14 protein-coding genes are annotated in these 17470 nt (G+C 47.8%); 3 read left to right on the top strand and 11 right to left on the bottom strand.

The genetic code is table 11. The features are described from left to right. Positions 1 to 111: 111 nt before the first annotated feature. The 4 genes from FJQ58_RS01090 to FJQ58_RS32770 form a co-directional block, all read right to left on the bottom strand. Entirely contained in the window at positions 112 to 1851 is a 1740-nt protein-coding gene (locus FJQ58_RS01090) for an ABC transporter ATP-binding protein (RefSeq protein ID WP_139990608.1), read from the bottom strand. After that, the gene (locus tag FJQ58_RS01095) at positions 1848 to 3782 is read right to left on the bottom strand and encodes an ABC transporter ATP-binding protein (RefSeq protein WP_139990609.1); all 1935 of its coding nucleotides are present in this window, start codon (positions 3780 to 3782) and stop codon (positions 1848 to 1850) included. The genes FJQ58_RS01090 and FJQ58_RS01095 overlap by 4 nt, the downstream gene beginning before the upstream one ends. An 84-nt stretch (positions 3783 to 3866) precedes the next feature. Next, positions 3867 to 4817, bottom strand: a complete 951-nt coding sequence (locus FJQ58_RS01100) for an ABC transporter substrate-binding protein (RefSeq protein WP_139990610.1) — start codon at positions 4815 to 4817, stop codon at positions 3867 to 3869. A gap of 247 nt (positions 4818 to 5064) precedes the next feature. Next, positions 5065 to 6090: a helix-turn-helix domain-containing protein gene (locus FJQ58_RS32770; RefSeq protein WP_238403677.1), complete on the bottom strand. Its 1026-nt coding sequence runs from the start codon at positions 6088 to 6090 to the stop codon at positions 5065 to 5067. A gap of 266 nt (positions 6091 to 6356) precedes the next feature. Between FJQ58_RS32770 and FJQ58_RS01110 the strand changes: the two genes are divergently transcribed. Genes FJQ58_RS01110 through FJQ58_RS01120 form a run of 3 tightly spaced genes read left to right on the top strand, consistent with a single transcriptional unit; the run spans position 6357 to position 9332 of the window. Further along, entirely contained in the window at positions 6357 to 6563 is a 207-nt protein-coding gene (locus FJQ58_RS01110; RefSeq protein WP_139990611.1) for a helix-turn-helix transcriptional regulator, read from the top strand. A 1-nt stretch (position 6564) separates the two neighbouring features. Then, the gene (locus tag FJQ58_RS01115) at positions 6565 to 7011 is read left to right on the top strand and encodes a hypothetical protein (protein WP_139990612.1); all 447 of its coding nucleotides are present in this window, start codon (positions 6565 to 6567) and stop codon (positions 7009 to 7011) included. A gap of 44 nt (positions 7012 to 7055) precedes the next feature. Continuing rightward, positions 7056 to 9332 carry a preprotein translocase subunit SecA gene (locus FJQ58_RS01120; protein WP_139990613.1) on the top strand — a complete coding sequence of 759 codons (2277 nt, stop codon included), beginning with the start codon at positions 7056 to 7058 and terminating at the stop codon, positions 9330 to 9332. Between the two features lie 60 nt (positions 9333 to 9392). Here the strand turns inward: FJQ58_RS01120 and FJQ58_RS01125 are convergent, their stop codons facing one another. From FJQ58_RS01125 to FJQ58_RS01155, 7 genes are all read right to left on the bottom strand, one after another. After that, complete coding sequence (locus FJQ58_RS01125; RefSeq protein WP_139990614.1) at positions 9393 to 10400, bottom strand: FecCD family ABC transporter permease; 1008 nt, start codon at positions 10398 to 10400, stop codon at positions 9393 to 9395. Continuing rightward, positions 10397 to 11446 (bottom strand): FecCD family ABC transporter permease, encoded by a 1050-nt coding sequence (locus FJQ58_RS01130; protein WP_139990615.1) that lies wholly within the window; start codon positions 11444 to 11446, stop codon positions 10397 to 10399. Before FJQ58_RS01130 ends, FJQ58_RS01125 begins: the two co-directional genes overlap by 4 nt. Continuing rightward, positions 11433 to 13403 carry an AraC family transcriptional regulator gene (locus FJQ58_RS01135; RefSeq protein WP_139990616.1) on the bottom strand — a complete coding sequence of 657 codons (1971 nt, stop codon included), beginning with the start codon at positions 13401 to 13403 and terminating at the stop codon, positions 11433 to 11435. The genes FJQ58_RS01130 and FJQ58_RS01135 overlap by 14 nt, the downstream gene beginning before the upstream one ends. A gap of 714 nt (positions 13404 to 14117) precedes the next feature. Continuing rightward, positions 14118 to 14585: a hypothetical protein gene (locus tag FJQ58_RS01140; RefSeq protein WP_139990617.1), complete on the bottom strand. Its 468-nt coding sequence runs from the start codon at positions 14583 to 14585 to the stop codon at positions 14118 to 14120. A 24-nt stretch (positions 14586 to 14609) separates the two neighbouring features. Next, positions 14610 to 15368: an SDR family NAD(P)-dependent oxidoreductase gene (locus FJQ58_RS01145; protein ID WP_139990618.1), complete on the bottom strand. Its 759-nt coding sequence runs from the start codon at positions 15366 to 15368 to the stop codon at positions 14610 to 14612. A gap of 135 nt (positions 15369 to 15503) precedes the next feature. Continuing rightward, positions 15504 to 15929: a MarR family winged helix-turn-helix transcriptional regulator gene (locus FJQ58_RS01150; RefSeq protein ID WP_162341236.1), complete on the bottom strand. Its 426-nt coding sequence runs from the start codon at positions 15927 to 15929 to the stop codon at positions 15504 to 15506. A gap of 487 nt (positions 15930 to 16416) precedes the next feature. Beyond that, positions 16417 to 17256: a sulfurtransferase gene (locus FJQ58_RS01155; RefSeq protein WP_139990620.1), complete on the bottom strand. Its 840-nt coding sequence runs from the start codon at positions 17254 to 17256 to the stop codon at positions 16417 to 16419. Positions 17257 to 17470 lie beyond the last annotated feature (214 nt).

A 17470-nucleotide genomic window follows, 5' to 3' on the forward strand; every position in this document is an offset into this window, starting at 1 on the left:
AAAGAAGTACATCGCATATGAGCGATGTACCCCGAATTATAGTTTACTATTCGCCTTATGCTTTCTCTTGGTTACCATCACTTTTAATACAATTCCCTACGCTGTTTATTCTTATTTGAGCTGCCAGCCTGCCGCTTCCTGCTGCAGGTTCCATAAGCTAGCATAGCGTCCAGCCTGGGCGCATAACTCGTCATGCGTGCCTTCTTCTACCAGCCTGCCCTGCTCGAGAAACAAAATTTTGTCCGCATGCTGAACGGTCATCAGACGGTGGGCGATCATAATGACCGTCTTGCTTGCGACTAACTCATTAATGGCCTGCTGAACCTCAGCTTCATTTTCCGGATCAAGCGAAGCCGTTGCTTCGTCAAGCAGCACGATTGATGCATTCTTGAGCAGTGCGCGGGCAATGGAGATACGCTGCTTCTCGCCGCCGGACAAGGTGGAGCCGCCTTCGCCAACCGGGGTGTCATACCCTTGCGGCAGCCGGGAAATAAACTCATGGCAACAGGCACGTCTGGCCGCCGCTTCAATCTCTGCTTGCGTTGCATCTCGTTTGCCGATGCGTATATTGTTTCCAATCGTATCTTGGAAGAGGTATACATCCTGAAAGACCATCGACATATGCGATAACAAGTGCTCCGCATCAGCCTGTGCAAGTGTCTGCTCCCCTATGCGGATAGCGCCTTGCTGGACATCCCAGAAGCGAGCGATTAAGCGCAATACTGTGCTTTTCCCACTGCCCGACGGTCCCACTAACGCTGTAATGCTCTGCGGCGGAATCGTAAATGACAGCTCCTTCAGAACAGGTGCTTCTGGCCGATAACCGAAGGTAACCCGGTCGAATACAATCGCGCCATACTCGTCAATGCTTCCCGTTCCCGGCAACGGCTGCTCCCGCCGAATATCCATAATGCGCTGTGCACTATAAGCGGAATAACGAATCTCCCCATAGTTCATCAGTACGGCGGTCAGCGGGTCGAAGACTCGGGTGCCCACCAGTAGAAACAGCAGAAAGACAGTCAAAGAAAGCGTCCCTCCGGCAAGCCAGCTGCTCCCTGCCGCAATCATGATCGTCATGCCTGAGCGGGTCAACAGCGTCGCTCCCAAGATAAGCGGGCCCATTAACCCTTCAAGCCGAATCGAAGCCTGCCTCAGCTGGTCAAAGGCAAGACGCAAACGTTCGAATCGCTTGCCCCCCATGTTATGGGCTTTAATTTCTTGAATGCCGCTCAAATATTCCTGCAGCCGGTTGGCAGCTTCATTTTTGGCCCGGATGTGCCCTTCGCTCAAACGCACCTGCAGCGCGTCCGTCAGCCAAAGCAGCAGCAAGCCAGCTGGCACTGCCACGAACATCGCCAGTGCCATTCGCCAATCCAACAGCAGCAAGCCGCCCAATGCCAGCACAGGCAGCATTACTGCACTGATTAACTGGGGGACATTATGTGATATCGTATGCTCGACTTGAGCGTAATCGCTCAAAAGCAGATTAGTCATATCCGCCGGATCACGCTTTCCGAAATAACCTAATGGAAGACGGCGTAAATGTTCAGCCAAACTCATCCGACCCGCAGCAGCTAGGCTGTACGCCGCTCGATAAGCTTTGTTGTACAGCAAGGAATACGCCGCGTAGGAGACAGGCAGCCAAACCATCAGTACAGCCGCCACCATCCAGAGCCGCCAGGTATTCCATGCTGTACCCGGCTCCGTATAGAAGGTATACATCGTATGAAATAGATCGGCCAGCAGAGCGGCGGGGACGATCTTGACTACGCCATCCAACATAGCAGCAAGTGCCGAAGGGATAAGGGTACGAGGATTCCCGCCAGACAGATTCGTCAGATAATGCTTCATGGCTTCCCTCTCCTTCTATCAGAAGCATGATGTACAGCCGCAATTACATCTTTGGACGATGAAGGAGAATCTCCAATTATCTCAGCCATTACGGTTGTTCCAGCAGCTTCTGCAGCTGCAGAGCGCCTAGCTGTGGCCCGCCCCGCCCCAAGCTTCCAAGCGGCAGCACTGGTATGAGATTTCCACATCTGCTCATATCGTCCCTGTAATGCCCGAAGCTCGTCATGAGTGCCACGCTCTACAATTTCTCCTTGTCGAAGAACCAGAATCTGTTCTGCCGCCCGTATGGAAGATAACCGATGAGCAATAATAAGCACTGTTTTTCCCTGCACCAGCTTAGCCAACGCTTGCTGAATGAGGTACTCATTCTCGGCATCTGCATAGGCGGTTGCCTCATCCAGCACTAAAATTGGAGCATCCTTGAGCAACGCCCGCGCAATAGAGACCCGCTGAGCTTCGCCGCCTGACAGATAAGTGCCGCCTTCCCCGATCATGGTGTCATAGCCTTGCGGAAGCTGCTCAATAAATTCATGGCAACGAGCCATCATTGCGGCTTTTCTTACAGCTTCCTTGGAAGCCGTCCTATTGCCCATTCGAATATTGGCTTCGATTGTATCGTAGAAGAGATGTACATCCTGAAAAACAAACGATACGAGGTCCATCAGCTTCTCGGTTCCGATCTCTTGAATGGGAATGCCGCCAATCGTAATACGACCTTCGTTAATCTCCCAAAACCGCAGCAGCAATTGGGCAATTGTAGATTTGCCCCCGCCAGAAGGACCCACAAGCGCAGTCATCTCGCCAGCTTTAGCCACAAAACTGATATTCTTAAGAACTGGCTTGTAATGGTGGCTGTCGCTGCTCTCATAGGCAAAGGAGAGCTGCTCAAACGCAATGTCATAGAATGATGGGCCTCTCGGAACAGCAGGCTCTTCGACAATTCCTTCCTTAAGCACAGTCTCAATCCGCTTGTAGCCCTCTACAATTTCCCGCAAGCCGCTCCCGGCTTGCATCAGCTTTAGCAGCGGTACTGCCATTCCTGGAGTAATAAGCAGAAACAGTACAAACGTAACCGTAAATGCCAAGTTGCCGGGCGTATTGGAAGCAAGCGCTAGTCCTGCTGGAATGATGAAGGTGAATAGCGAGCTAACCACCAGAAAAAACAGACCGTACGGCCTTCTGTAAAGGTCGGTTATCCGAAGCGATATATCCCGATAGCGCTCGACTGCATACCTGAAGGTAAGAAAGCTATCCGCTTTAATACCGAACACTTTGACCGCAGGCATCCCGCGAACATACTCAACGCCGGTTGCATTCATTTCCTCCACCGCATATTGAAAATCACGGTAGGTGTTCCGACCGCTTTCGCTTGCAAACATTCGGGCTTGCAGCCAGTAGCCGAAGCTGATCGGTACGAGCAGTACCAAGGCCATCCTCCAATCCAGCCAAAACAAATAACCAATTAACAGCAAAGGAATCATGATGGCGCTGACCGTATCCGGAAGCTGATGGGCAATAAACTTTTCGATTTTCTCGACACTGACCTCGATAATTTTTTTTAACTCTCCGGTCGCAGTTCTTGCATGATAGCCCATTGGAACTTTGGCCACATGATCGGCAAGACGAACCCTTAATCGGTATAAAATATCAAAAGCCGCAATATGCGAGCACATACCGCCAATATAGAGCGTGATGAGAGCTCCGATTAACGCCGCTAATGATGCAAGACCCCAATACATGATGAGACTCTTGTCCATGCCTGCCGAATCGTTCGCATGGAGAAATAGCTCCTGTACAATTTGATATACCGCAACAAAAGGGGCCACCTGCAGCAAGCTGGAGATCGTCGAGAAAATGACGGCCACGGATAGAAGTCCTTTTTTCTCTGCGGTAACTTGCAGTAAGCCCGATAACTCGGATTTCAAATCCATGGCAATAACTCCTTTACAATAGGATTGAACAGCCTATTCGGGTTTTAAGACCCATCGGCCTGGCCAAGATGAGCACGGACCTACTTACTTCTTGTGCTTCTCCAGAATAAGTGACCCAATCATGTCCAGCAGATGCATCCTGCCCATTGCGGTATAGGAATAATTGTAGTTATCGATATTTGTAATTTGATACACATTGTCCTTCTGAACCGCCTTTAAATTGCTCCATACTTTACTATCGCTCATTTTGTTTTCGCTGTTCTCCATGAGCAGCAGATGATCCGGGTTAATAGAAGTGAGACCTTCCAAACTCATCTCCCGCCCTCCCCAATGATCAGGTTCAGGAATGCCCTCTGTGCGTTTAAAGCCGAAATCTTTATAGATCAACTCCGCACTGCCCGTAGAGGAATAAGCCACCAGGTTGTTCGGATAGGTTTCGATCATAGCAAAGCTCTCATCCTGAATAATCGGCGATAGCTTCTCCTTCCAACCCACAACCTTCTGCTCATATTCCGCCAGCCATTTATCCATTGCATCCTTTTTGCCAAACAGATCCGCCAGAAAGGCAAATCGTTCCCGCCAGGCGTAATAAGGGTGCGGAACAACCACAGTTGGCGCAATTTGCGACAACTGTTCGTACAAGTCTTCATTGAACAGCGTTCCTAATATGATCAAATCGGGCTCAGCTGATATGACAAGCTCTATATTAATCGGCTCGGCATACCAGCCCAAATTAATCGTATCGGGGTCCAACTTGTCTTTAATCGTAGGCGTGAATGCTTCCCGGATTCCATAATCCGCATTTGCTGATGCAATCGGCTTAATCCCTAGAAGCAGCAATTCTTCTGTTGATCCCGATAAATCAGCAATCCGCTTGGGATGAAGCGGCAATTTGATTTTGTCTCCCCTAGCATTCTCAATCACTTTGAACGTCGCCTGACCGTCCTCTCCCTTTTCCCCTGTTGTCTTCGTGCTACTGCAAGCTGACATTACGAACATCATGCATGCTATGGCCAAAACTAACATCTTCTTCATCTCTTTATCCACCCTTTCCCGTATTGAGTACGCTCTAGCCTAGTTGCCAGCTGAATGAATGCCGTTCCTGTACGTAAGTACTCGTTTCTCTATCCTTAAAAATTAATAACGATTATCATTATCAATCAAGTCGAAAAAAAAAGAGCTTCGCTTCACGTTAAGAGGTCATTCAGCCGATATGCCCTACTATCTCATACCTGCACTGCCAGCTGCTACCCAAATCGGGAGGGTAAAGGACAAATCCGGATTATTGTACAGGAAGTATACGCTCCCCGCTCAGCTTCCGATGATGAGGGAAATATTCAGAAGGTTTCATCCCGTATTTGCGTTTAAACTGATCAGAGAAATGACCTGCCTTGCTAAAACCCACAGCATAAGCAGCCTCCGTTATATTCACAACTCCCGCCTCCAGCATGTAATAGGCTGCTGTCAGCCTGCAATCAATCACATAGGCATGGACGGGGAAACCGAACAGCTCCTTAAAACCCTTTTTAAGCTTGTATTCGTTCAGGCATATTTGCTTGGATAATTCGCTTAGCCCTGGAGGCGTCAGCAGATTGGCATCCAAAATTTCTTTGGCCCGATGAAGGGCAGCAAGATCGGTTCTGGACAAATCCGGCATATTTAGCGGCTTCTGAAGCAGCGATTCACTAACGTATAGAGCAATAAGCTCCAATACTTTGGCGCTCATATAAATTTGCTTTACATCACCCGTGTAACGGCAGTGTACAATCTCGTGCGTAATTTGCTTCATGCCTGGCGTCATCTTGCTGCTGAATACTTGTCCCTTTTTCTCGAAAAAAGCATGCATGACCTTATCGATGGGAAGCTGCTGCAACGATTGGCTGGCCATTTGCCGGTTCAGCTTCAAGGTTAAGCCCTGAAAATGCCGATGGACATCATACTCGCAGCAATGGCTGTCCTCCGTGTTAAAGAAGGCCGACACCTCGCCCGAATCCAGTCCGTACTCCTTTCTATTGCCCTCGACATTCCACCAGATCGGATCGCCGAGACAAAAACCAATAACGGCCGAATCTTCTGCTTCTTTGCTGCTCATCACCGTTTGTTTATGAAAGCGCACATCGCAAAGCACCAACTCGACAGCAGCAAGCGGCCGCATACGCTGCCAATAGCCGTTTCCAATCTCGAAAGGAACTTTCACTTGATGCTCCAGGTCATCCGCACTGTACATGCGATTCAAATGAGCGGTCAATTCACAGCTTTTATTTCTTTTATTTTCAATTTCACACCCGCGTCGTTGGATGTCCTCCATTCTGGTTTAACCCCCCGATACTTTTTTTCTATTATATTCGTTTGGATCGAGAAGTTAAACAGGAAAAGCATTGTTAGAAATGGTATCCTTTCCGATCATGACCTAATCGTTCTATCAGGTAATGTAAAGAGGATGCAATGAGCCTATTACCGACTTCTTTTTATCTGAAAATGACTATGATACATTCCAAAATGCAATACATTGTTTACATTTTGGAATACATAAATTACAATAAATTCAAACTGATACGGGAAAGGATCTCTCGCATGCTTGTTAATAATGTTCGTGAACTGAGAGCTCGCTTCAGATGGTCGCAGCAAGATCTAGCGGATGCCATCGGAGCCACTCGCCAGACCGTAGGGTTAATCGAGAAGGGAGATTACTCCCCTTCGATTACGCTCGCGCTTAAAATTGCTTCAGCATTCAAGTTACCCGTTGAGGAAGTTTTTTATTTAAAAGAGGAGGTTGAATAAGATGTTAACCCGAATCATGCGTTCGCCATTACTTTCAACCACATTGTTTCTTAGCACGCTCGGTTTGTTTTACCTTTTAAAGTTGATGCTGTCCGGGGAACTTTCAACGACGACGGGAAGAATTTATTGCGCCTTATTTGTTGTCCCTCTAGGTGCACTGTGGGTGATGCTTGTAGGCATGTATAATCGAAGGAATCCGAAAGACCGTATTAATGTCTGGGCCGTCATTCCCTTTGAACTTCGGGAAGTGGATGAGGGGCAGCAATGGATTACGTTCAAAGCATGCCGCAACGTCTATCTGTACTACAGCACTTGCTTGCCCATCGCTGTAGGGACAGTCATATTGCTTCCACCCAATGCTGCCTATACGTTAATCACTTTCGGATTGTTCGGATTGGGCCAATTTCTCGTCTATGGCCTGACTCTATGGAAGTATAGCCGCGTCTGATCTCAATACTAAGCATATTTCTACCGAGGGGAGACCTATTGTCTATGAATATGGCTGTCAAATGGATGCAAAAATTCAAAGATCACGTTACCGAGGATAAGCTGAAAGGCTATCAGGACAAAGTGCAACTCATCAGGAAGCGAAATTTGGAAGCATGGGACGACCAGCAGCTGCAAGCGGAATCCCTCCGGCTGCAAAAAGCAGCAAAATCAGGTGCGCCATTGGACGAGCTGCTTGTCGATGCCTATGCGCTAGTCTGCGAGGCAGCGAAGAGACAGCTAGGATTACAGCCTTACGATACCCAGCTCATGGCTGCCATCGCTCTGCATGAGCGATTTTTGATTGAACAGCATACCGGCGAAGGCAAAACGCTCTCTGCTGTTTTGCCCGCTTATCTAAATGCGCTTACTGGCGAAGGAGTTCATGTCCTGACTTTTAACGATTATTTGGCAAAGCGGGATGCCGAGTGGATGGGCCCGATCTATCATTTCCTCGTGTTAAAGGTAAACTCGGTTCAAGCGGGTATGAGCCTGTCTGAGAAACGGGAAGCATATGCCGCGGATATCACCTATGTGACGGCCAAAGAGGCAGGCTTCGACTATTTGCGTGATACAATTGCGCTAAACGAAGCCGATACTGTACATCGTCCTTTCCGCTACGTCATTGTCGATGAAGCGGATTCCCTGCTTCTCGACGAAGCACGGGTGCCGCTAGTCATCGCCGGCGAGCCGGGCTCTTCCAGCCACGACGGCATTCGTTTCGCAGAAGCAGCTCGGCAGCTCGAAGAAGTTGAGCATTACGACTTCGACGAATTCCAGCGGAACGTTTATTTGAATGAAGCAGGCTCTGCCAAAGCGGAGTCGCTGCTAGGTTGCGGCAATTTGTACGAAAGCTATAATAGTCATTTGTTATCGTCATTAAATTGCGCTCTGCATGCAGAATTGTTATTGAAAAGAGATGTCGATTACATCGTTCGAGACGGTGAAATCGAGCTGATCGACGAATATACCGGCCGCGTGGCGGAGAACAGGCATTTGCCGGAAGGGTTGCAAGCCGCGCTTGCAGCCAAAGAAAGGCTGCAGTCGAAAGTCGGCGGGAACATTCTCGGGACGATCACCCTTCAACACTTCCTTAGCCTATATCCGAAGATTTGCGGAATGACGGCTACCGCGCACGCTTCCGCTATGGAATTCGAAGCTATCTATAATCTGCAAGTCGTACGGATTCCACCAAATCGGCTAAACATTCGGATCGACCATCCGCACCGGATTTATACCCATAAACAAGCCAAACTTCAGGCACTTGTCCAAGAAATTTCGTCCGTCCATGCGACGGGACGCCCAATTCTCATCGGGACGTCAAGCGTCGAGGAGTCAGATATGCTGGCGGAGGCGCTAGCGGTTGCCGACGTGCCTTGCCATGTTCTGAATGCAAAAAACGACGCAAAAGAAGCCGAGATCATCGCCAAAGCGGGAGAACTCGGCGCCGTGACGGTATCTACAAATATGGCAGGACGCGGCGTCGACATTCGCCTCGGCGGCGGCAACCCCGCGCAAGCAGACGTGGTCGCCAAGCTGGGCGGGCTATACGTCATTGGTACGCATGTGAACGAAAGCGTGCGGATCGACAACCAACTGCGCGGGCGTTCTGCTCGCCAAGGCGACCCGGGAGCTTCCGTATTTTTCGTAAGCTTGGAGGACGAGCTGATGGTTCGGTTCGGCATCCATAAATTGATTCGCGCTCCTAAGCAGGATCAGGCGATCGAAGAGTCGGCGCTTCGCGGCAAAATCGCGCATATTCAGCGCGCTAATATGGCCCAAAACTTCTATATACGCCAGGAACTGAACGGTTATTCGGATATGGTAGAGGATCAGAGGCGAATTTTATACGAGGAGCGGCTCGGAATTCTGAAAGGCGAGAAACCGATGAGCCCTTCGGAGCAGCGGGTACGGCTTTTTTATATCGATAAGTTCTGGGCTGACCATCTCGCATACGTTTCTTACATTCGCGAAGGCATCCACTTAGAAAGCCTTGCTAACCGCAATCCGATCGACGAATTTCATACGCAAATCATGCGAGCATACGAGCAAATGCCAGCCAAAATAGATCGAGAATCGGCAAATATACTTGCACGGCTCAAAGGTTCAAATGATCCAGCAGAATGGGAAAAATTCGGTCTGAAGAGCCCTACTTCCACTCGGACATATATTATTAATGATCAATACATAGAGAATAAGCCCGGCACATGGGGCTTAGATACGGTATTCGCTTATTATATTCGCAAGATTATAAAGCCGCTATTCAAGCTATCCAAATATTGATATTTGTCATATGCCAAAAAGCCTTCGAGCTTGCTCAAAGGCTTTTTTAATATTCGTTATTCATTTTGACCGCATCAACAAAAATAGAAAATAAGGCACACTCAGCATTGTTACAATAATTCCTGCTGGAATATCAGCCTTAAAGCTGACCGTACGAGCAATCGTATCTGCTGCAAGCAGCAATATCGCGCCAATTAGCGCTGAAGCTGGCAGAAGTACTTTGTAGTCGTTGCCGACCAGCCTGCGAGCCACATGCGGACTAATCAATCCAATAAAAAAGATCGAGCCTCCAAGCGCTACACAGCCAGAAGCAATGCCGACAGCGGCAATCGCCAGGCGCAAAAATTTTAGTTTTACGGCGACTCCTACTCCTATCGAGATTTCAGTGCCTAGCACCAAGACGTTCAATGTCCGAAAATTGGCATAAAGATAGGCGAATAGCAACAATACCCACGGCGCCAGCAAGCTGATATAAGACCACTTGTCTCCCCATAAATATCCTGCTTGCCAGCGCTGCGCAAAATCATACTTCTGGTCATCAAGCTTTAAAGTCAGAAATAAAGACAGGGCACTTAACCCCATGTTAATTGCAACACCAGTCAAGACAAGCCGTGTCGAAGAAATCATACGACGTTTTCGATAAGCTAGAACATAGATCAGAACGGCTGCCAGCAGGCCACCTACGAATGCCATAGACGGCAGCAATAAGGTCATAGCAGCGCCTTGAATGCTTACCGTTGAGATGATCAGCAACACCATAAGGCCTGAACCTGAGCTAATGCCAAGCATGCCGGGATCAGCCAGGTCATTGCGCAAGAGCGCCTGCATAACCGTACCGGCCAGTGCCATCCCAAATCCAACAAGCATCGCTAATACGATCCGCGGAAGACGAAACTTATACACAACGAGATGATGCTCTTCTGGGCCTTGTCCAAGCAATACTTGAAATACTTCAAGCGGATGAAGAGACATTTTTCCCAGATTAAGACTAAGAACCGCTCCGGCAAGAAGCAGTATGGAGAGAGAAGTCATCCATATTGTCGCCTTATAAGATTTAACAGCATTCATTTGATCGCTCTCCTCTCTTTGCTTGCAATGAGCAAGAAGAAAGGAACGCCAATCATTGCAAAAATAATGCCCAACGCCGTCTCTGCCGGACGGTTAATCAGCCTTCCTGCGATATCCGCCACAACCATAAGCGCGCCTCCGTAAATGGCTGATGCTGGAATAATATAACGATAATCTACGCCTACAAAAAAACGCATAATATGCGGTACAATTAGCCCTACAAAGCCGATTGGCCCTACAAGCGCAACAGCTACACCCGCGAGTAAAAGAACCGCAAGCGTAGCTATCAACTTGACGAGAACGACCCGTTGCCCGAAGCCTTTCGCTATCTCTTCACCCAAGTTTAAAACCGTAATCGATCGCGAAATAAATAATGACAACGCCAGCCCGCCTAAAACCCAGGGAATAACTAGCTTGATTTCCGTCCAAGTCGCTCCGGCCACACTACCCGATGTCCAATAAGCAAGGGCACGACCAATACCATAGTTTAATGAGATAAATGATCCCATGGCGCCAAACAGCATTGTAAATGATATCCCCGCTAGCACTAGTCGTTGTGGTGTCATTCCTGAGCGATTCAATGAAGCGGCAAGATACGTCAAGCCTGCGCCAAGTCCTGCGCCAATAAAGCTGATGAGCAATGTTGTCGTCTGCAGTTGCCCTGGGAAGAAAGCGAGTGTAACGGCCATTGCAAAAGCGGCTCCTGCATTGACTCCCATTAATCCCGAATCAGCTAACGGATTTCGCGTATAGCCTTGCATGACCGCTCCTGCTACCGCGAGACACATGCCCGCAATAAGATCAGCCGCCGTACGCGGAAGACGAAGGGAATGGATAATCTGATGCTCGGTCAATTCAGGATCAAATTTGAAAATCGCTGTCCATGCCGTTGTCAGGCTCATGGAAGCAGAACCAAAAGAGATAGAAGCTGCTACCGAAAGCAGCAGCAGCAATATCCCGATGAGTAAAAACAGAACGAAATACGATTTTCCTTTTAAACGCGGAATATCGGTTGTTCTATCATCTAGCTTTCTATTTTTTTTCATACGCTGACACTAGCTTCTCAACTACAAAATCAAGCTGCTTATCTAGAGAGTAGATATCGGAATAATAGGAGAAATCAAATCCAATTTCAATTAATCTACCTTCTTTGACTGCTGGAATGCTGTTCCAAATTGCATTTTCCGTCAAGTCATCAGCCCCATCCCATACCGAGCGGAACACGAAGTCTCCAATATACTCAGGCAACACTTCTAAAGAAACAAATCCTCCCGTTGCCTTCTCTCGTCCATCAATCTTCTTCTGAATAATTTCTGGCGCTTTTAGCCCTAAATATTCATAGATGATCTGAGAGCCCCTTCCGTAAAGCTTGCTATCAATAACCGCCATCTCTTTTTTGCCGCCCTCAATAATGGTTACCGTCTTATCCAAAATTCCAAGCTCAGCAAGCTTCTGCTTACTCGTCTCCACTTTCGCGTGGAAATTATCTAGTAGAGCTTTTGCCTCCTGCTCCTTGCCAAATACCTCGCCAATCTTCATGATCCGTTCATCCGTCGACATTTTTTCATATGGAATAGGAACGGTCGGTGCGATATCCTTCAGTATTTCGTAGGTTTCATCAGAGGCAGCTATAATTAAGTCCGGCTTTACTGCCATAATAGCCTCGGGATTAGGCTCATACCATGAGCCGAGATTTTCAACACCAGCCATCTCTTTTGCAAAGGCCGCTCCTTCAAACACGCTTGAAGTACCTACTGGCTTAATGCCCAGAGCAACAAGATCCCCTTGAAGATATAACACGACAACCCGCTCCGGATGAGCAGGTACGACAATATCTCCTTTCGTCGTAGAGATCGTTCTTGTCTCAGCCTCCTTAGCAGCATTATCAGTTGCAGTTGAATTGTTGGTCGATGATGTAACTTCTGGAGCTTTGGAACCATTAGCATTCGTGGCATTAGAACCCACGTTTGCAGTACCGCATGCACTTAAGAGCAAGGTAAAGCTGAGCAGCATCGCTACAAAAAAACTTGATGTCTTTGTTATTCGCATTGGTGAAGACCCTCCGATTGTTTTGTTATGATAATGATTATCATATTCAAACACATTATATCGGGAGGATATGTTCTCGCCAATGGAGAATGTGGCGGCCGTAAATGGACGATTGTCCGATGAACTCATCTGCTTGCTTTCCTTGCGGAATCGAATAGGAGATTGTCCATTATATTTACGGAACAAACGGCTGAAGTAATAGACATCACTATAGCCAACTTCTTCTGCAATATCGCGAAGAGGAGCTTCGGTACAGCGTAATAGCTCTTTGGCATGCTGAAGCCGGAATCGTATCATATATTCGATTAAGCTAACCCCCTTCTCCCCCTTAAAGCGCGACGATAAATGACGCGGGCTGTAATTAAATTGCTCAGCTATGGATTCAAGCGATAAATTATGACGATGATGCTCCTCGATATAACGAACCACCTGCCCAATGACATCCGGTTGCCTGAGATTTATTCCATCCTTTGCAAACTGCTTCATTAATTCATGTACGAACTGATAGAACAAGCCTTTCACTTGAATTCTATCGATTAGGCTTCCTTGTGCCCAGATTTGTTCCATTGCCATTAGTTGATAGTGCAGTGGCAATGGCTCTATGGACTCGAAGCCATACTGCATCCGAAATGGATTGCTGCGTTCCAAAAGTCTGACTAAATCCTTTCTTCCTGGCAAAGAGGCTCTATAAAATAATAGATAATACTCAAACATCTCCCCTGCCTCTATGCTTAGTCTCATGCCTTTGCCGCCATGCACAATAAAGTGACGGTCTGCATCATATTCTATGCCATTAAGGTTTAAGCTTGCTGTCCCCCGCACAGTGTAGATAAATCCACAAGCAGGTAATATATAGCTTTGCAGCTTGTCCCCTGGCTCCATCACCGTATGCCGAATATCCAATACTTTAACAGCAGCATGATTCCATGCGACTATATGGTCTTCCAGCTTCATCCTTGCCGTTCACTCCGATCTATACCGCCATCTATTTGAGTTGACTTCATGTTCGAATATTGATAATGATTATCAATTAGTATTAGGCAGATCTTCTATTTTGTCAATCGCTGTTTACGGTCATGGAGGCTTATAGCTTCATACAAACTCGGATTACACGGATTCGGATAGAAATAGACATACAATTTGAAATGCTACATATAGTTGCTTTTATAAAATGGTGATATATTCGCTGCGAGAGCTCTCTGCAAAGGTACATACCCGTTTCGGCCGGAACGGGTGAGACGAACCTTACTAGGAGGAATAAATAATGAAGAAGATAGAGCCTGGCAGAAATGAGCTCTAAGGAAAGCTGCTCGCACAGATTTTCTTCAATGAAATCGATGGTAACCCGAATATAAGTGTAATATCCCATAAATCACCTCTTGTTAAGAGTAATAGACTACTGTGGAGTTGTCCTGATTTTTCTTGCTAAATTTCTACTATTCACGATAATACCGAATCCACAAGGAAGCATCCCTAGTATAAGCGGTCTTAATGCTTTTGTTATTCCCTTCGACTATGATAACAACCAACGTAAGCGACACGCCCGGATAATGGATTCCTGTAAGTATTTTCAAGGAGCACTCGTTGACTTCTGAGATCCCGAGCACAATACAAAGAAGTACACCGCTGCATGAGCGATGTACTCCAAGTCGCATACTATTATGTCGATTACGCCTTCTCTTCGTCCCCGACGGCTAGCGGGTTATCTTGCCAAGTAATCCAGTCACTCCAACTCGATTCCATGCCAGCCACCTCGTCTATACGGTCGTCGTTACGGGCAAGATGCTGGAATGCGGAAGCCAGACTGTCCACAAATTTTAATTGAATCGATCCATGCCGCTCGACTTGTCTAGCTGCTGCAGTCTCTTTGACGGCTTCGGGCAGCACGACAACAACCCATCGCAGGTGCGCATGTTGGAGGATCGGCAGAGCTTTCAACATCGAATCCAGAGTGGCGACCGTCCTTTCGGCGATAATCCGATTATCGATCAGAAGGTGAAAGGGCTGCGTCGCCTCTTGCAAAGCCATGTGCGCATCCGCAGCGATATTCCGGAAATCCTCCATCGTTACCACCGGTTCAAAATGCGTCAAAGCCAAAATATGATTTTGCAACAGCCACCCTGCTTTATAACGCATGCTTAACTCCCCTTTGTCATGTGGTCAAATATATTGTCGACTGTATAACCATAGCGCCTCAGCTTCTTGGCCTACGGGCAAAGGAACGCGGAAACGCATTGGGTGATCCTGCTTCCAATGAACCCCCGAATGCTTCTCCAAGATCAGCCGCCCCAGATAAGCGCTCCCTTTCCCTATCGGCTGGCCGAACATTTGAGACAACAATCGGAACAGCAATGGTGCCTCTTGGAACAAATTCGTTCGAACCATTCCCGGATAGCAGGTATGCACGCGCAACTGCGGATATCGCTTGGCGAGCTCGGAAGCATAGAGATCGACCGCAAGCGCTGCCTTCATCGCCGACGATAGACCGGCTTGAGGTTCAGCCCAAGAGGTCGAAGCATTCTTGTGGACGCCATTACCTCCTACCATAACGATGCATCCGTCAGGTACGATCTTGTTCTGCTGAAGAAGCATCTCCGATAACGCGAATTTACTCAAATAGTTTGTTGCGAAAGTCGTCTCCAACCCTTCATTGGTCAGCCGTGCCTCTTTGTCGGTATATATTCCTCCCGCACACAGCGCCAACGCATTAATCGGCCCTTCGAGCTGTTCCGCTAATTGACGTACATCCGACATCTTGGACAGATCTGCATAAAGGTAGCCCGCCCCCAGCTCGTCGGCAATCCTCTCGCCTTGGGTTCGATTACGACCGACGATCGTTACCTCCCAACCGCGTTCCGCGGCAAAGCGCGCCGTCCCGTAACCGATTCCGCTTGTTCCTCCTGTAACTACGATTCGCATAATGCCTCCCCCTATTAATTAGGATCCTAGCTATAAAACAAACATTATTTATCTTCATACTTATAAACGCACCATTGCACTCACCCCCTCTTTAATCGTTAGGATCCTAGCTATTTGCAGGCGGAAAGCCCCCTTTTAATAATATTCCTTATCCCCTAGATTCTTGGCCATTCGTTGCAGCCACTGTCCCAGCAAATCTCTCTCGGCTTGCGTGAATCCTTTAAGCATCTCGTTCTCGAATTCCAGAATAAGACCGACCAGCTTACCGAACACCTCGTTGCCCTGCTGCGTGAGAGTCACAACGTTAGCCCTTCCATCCGTATGGCTAGGCTTGCGGGAGATGTATTTCCGAGTCTCAAGCTTATCTAATATTCCGGTCAACGTCGCGGATGTAATCCCGCTATGATGCTGTAGCTTCTGCTGCTCCAACCCCCCGGATTGAGCCAAATAGCCCAGGATCTCGAATTGCGAAGTCGTCAGATTTAACGTGCTTAACCGCACGTCAAGCTCTTTGCGCATAATAATATAGGTTCTTTTCAAGTAAAGGATAGATTGAGACATGCGGTATGGCTCCATTCTGAGATCGTGTTAATATAATTAGCATCCTAATTATAAATCAGAAATTTCCATAATGTCAACCGACCTTTAATTTCGACATACAAATAACACGGAGCTACAACGATTTCCGCACGTAACTCCTTTTCCCTTGTCACGAATAGGGAGTCAATATTCGAACTCGCCCGCCTCCTCTATGAAAACATCGTTGATTTCGTGTTGATTATCGATTCTGTTTCTTTAAGTTGTTGACTTGCTCTGCAGTCGGTAGCCAAACAGTTAATACTAACGACTTGGAAGGCAACCCGCTATGGTTAGACAGGCTTAAGTATAACGAGCATGATCACTTGGTCGGCTACGCCCGCTCTGTTAGTACTTTCAGGAGTGAAGCGTTGACTCCTTGTTGATTCAGAACATAGAAAAATACATCGCCTGGGCATATAAGCTACATGGCGATGTATTTAAAAATTAAAAACTATGATGTGTGGTTTGGTTATTCTTCATCCCCGACGGCGATGGGATTATCGTTGTAACTAATCCAATCGCTCCAGCTTCCCGCATATAAGCGCACTTTCGTGAAGCCTGCTTCCTGCAGCGCAATGACGTTTGGCGTAGCTGTGACCCCGGAGCCACAGTAAACGATTAGATCGCCGTTCTTGTTCAGATCATGGAACCGATCAGATTGAGCGGCGGCCTCCTTCCACTCACCAGTTTCTGCTAAACCATCTTTCCAGAAACGGTTAATCGCTCCCGGAATGTGGCCGGCGAGGTGGTCGATTGGCTCGACCTCGCCGCGGTAGCGAGGAGCTTCACGCGAATCGATGAGCGTGACTCCTTCGCTGCCCAACAGCTCCCTTACCTCATCCATTTCCACTAGCATATTGTGCTGCACGGTTGCAAGGTAGGTTGCAGGCTGCACCGCTTCCTTCTCCGTTGCTACAGGCAATCCTTGGTTGAGCCAAGCCGAGAATCCTTTGTCCAGCACATAGACCTGCTCATGCCCCATATACTTTAGCAACCACCACAGACGTGAAGCCATCGCTCCGCCTTGATCGTCATAGGCGACCACAATCGAATCATTGGTTATGCCAGCCTTGGCAAAGGTAACCGTCATTGCAAAAATATCCGGAAGCGGATGACGTCCGCCATGCTCCTCGACCTCACCGGATAGATCCTTCTCCAGGTCCAAATAAACAGCCCCGGGAATATGCGACTCTTCGTATACTCGGAGTCCTGCACTCGGATCGTCCAGCCGAAAACGGCAATCCGCGATGACTAGCTTCGGCTCGTCCATTTTCCCCTTCAGCCATTCCAACGACACGATGTTATTCATTCCGATTCGCCTCTTTCGTTCATTTATGTAATCTATTATGAAACCTTAGCTTTAGCTTGCTCCAATTACCTTCCTATCTATAGTATATGTTGTGTTTCCAATCTTCAATGGAGCGTTTCAGCCAATTATAAACAAAAACCGGGAGTCTCTCCAATAAGGAGGCTCCCGGCCGGCATTTTTTCAATTCAAGATTAATTGGTTGCTTTCGTGATCG

Source organism: Paenibacillus paridis (genome assembly GCF_006345825.1).
Lineage (GTDB): Bacteria > Bacillota > Bacilli > Paenibacillales > Paenibacillaceae > Pristimantibacillus > Pristimantibacillus paridis.

Bases quoted from the DNA above. Each gene is read 5' to 3' on its own strand.
- FJQ58_RS01110 (WP_139990611.1), top strand. From the start codon at position 6,357: ATGCTTGTTAATAATGTTCGTGAACTGAGAGCTCGCTTCAGATGGTCG.
- FJQ58_RS32770 (WP_238403677.1), bottom strand. From the start codon at position 6,090: ATGGAGGACATCCAACGACGCGGGTGTGAAATTGAAAATAAAAGAAAT.
- FJQ58_RS01130 (WP_139990615.1), bottom strand. From the start codon at position 11,446: ATGAAAAAAAATAGAAAGCTAGATGATAGAACAACCGATATTCCGCGT.
- FJQ58_RS01155 (WP_139990620.1), bottom strand. From the start codon at position 17,256: ATGAATAACATCGTGTCGTTGGAATGGCTGAAGGGGAAAATGGACGAG.
- FJQ58_RS01145 (WP_139990618.1), bottom strand. From the start codon at position 15,368: ATGCGAATCGTAGTTACAGGAGGAACAAGCGGAATCGGTTACGGGACG.
- FJQ58_RS01140 (WP_139990617.1), bottom strand. From the start codon at position 14,585: ATGCGTTATAAAGCAGGGTGGCTGTTGCAAAATCATATTTTGGCTTTG.
- FJQ58_RS01095 (WP_139990609.1), bottom strand. From the start codon at position 3,782: ATGGATTTGAAATCCGAGTTATCGGGCTTACTGCAAGTTACCGCAGAG.
- FJQ58_RS01125 (WP_139990614.1), bottom strand. From the start codon at position 10,400: ATGAATGCTGTTAAATCTTATAAGGCGACAATATGGATGACTTCTCTC.
- FJQ58_RS01135 (WP_139990616.1), bottom strand. From the start codon at position 13,403: ATGAAGCTGGAAGACCATATAGTCGCATGGAATCATGCTGCTGTTAAA.
- FJQ58_RS01090 (WP_139990608.1), bottom strand. From the start codon at position 1,851: ATGAAGCATTATCTGACGAATCTGTCTGGCGGGAATCCTCGTACCCTT.
- FJQ58_RS01150 (WP_162341236.1), bottom strand. From the start codon at position 15,929: ATGTCTCAATCTATCCTTTACTTGAAAAGAACCTATATTATTATGCGC.
- FJQ58_RS01115 (WP_139990612.1), top strand. From the start codon at position 6,565: ATGTTAACCCGAATCATGCGTTCGCCATTACTTTCAACCACATTGTTT.
- FJQ58_RS01100 (WP_139990610.1), bottom strand. From the start codon at position 4,817: ATGAAGAAGATGTTAGTTTTGGCCATAGCATGCATGATGTTCGTAATG.
- FJQ58_RS01120 (WP_139990613.1), top strand. From the start codon at position 7,056: ATGAATATGGCTGTCAAATGGATGCAAAAATTCAAAGATCACGTTACC.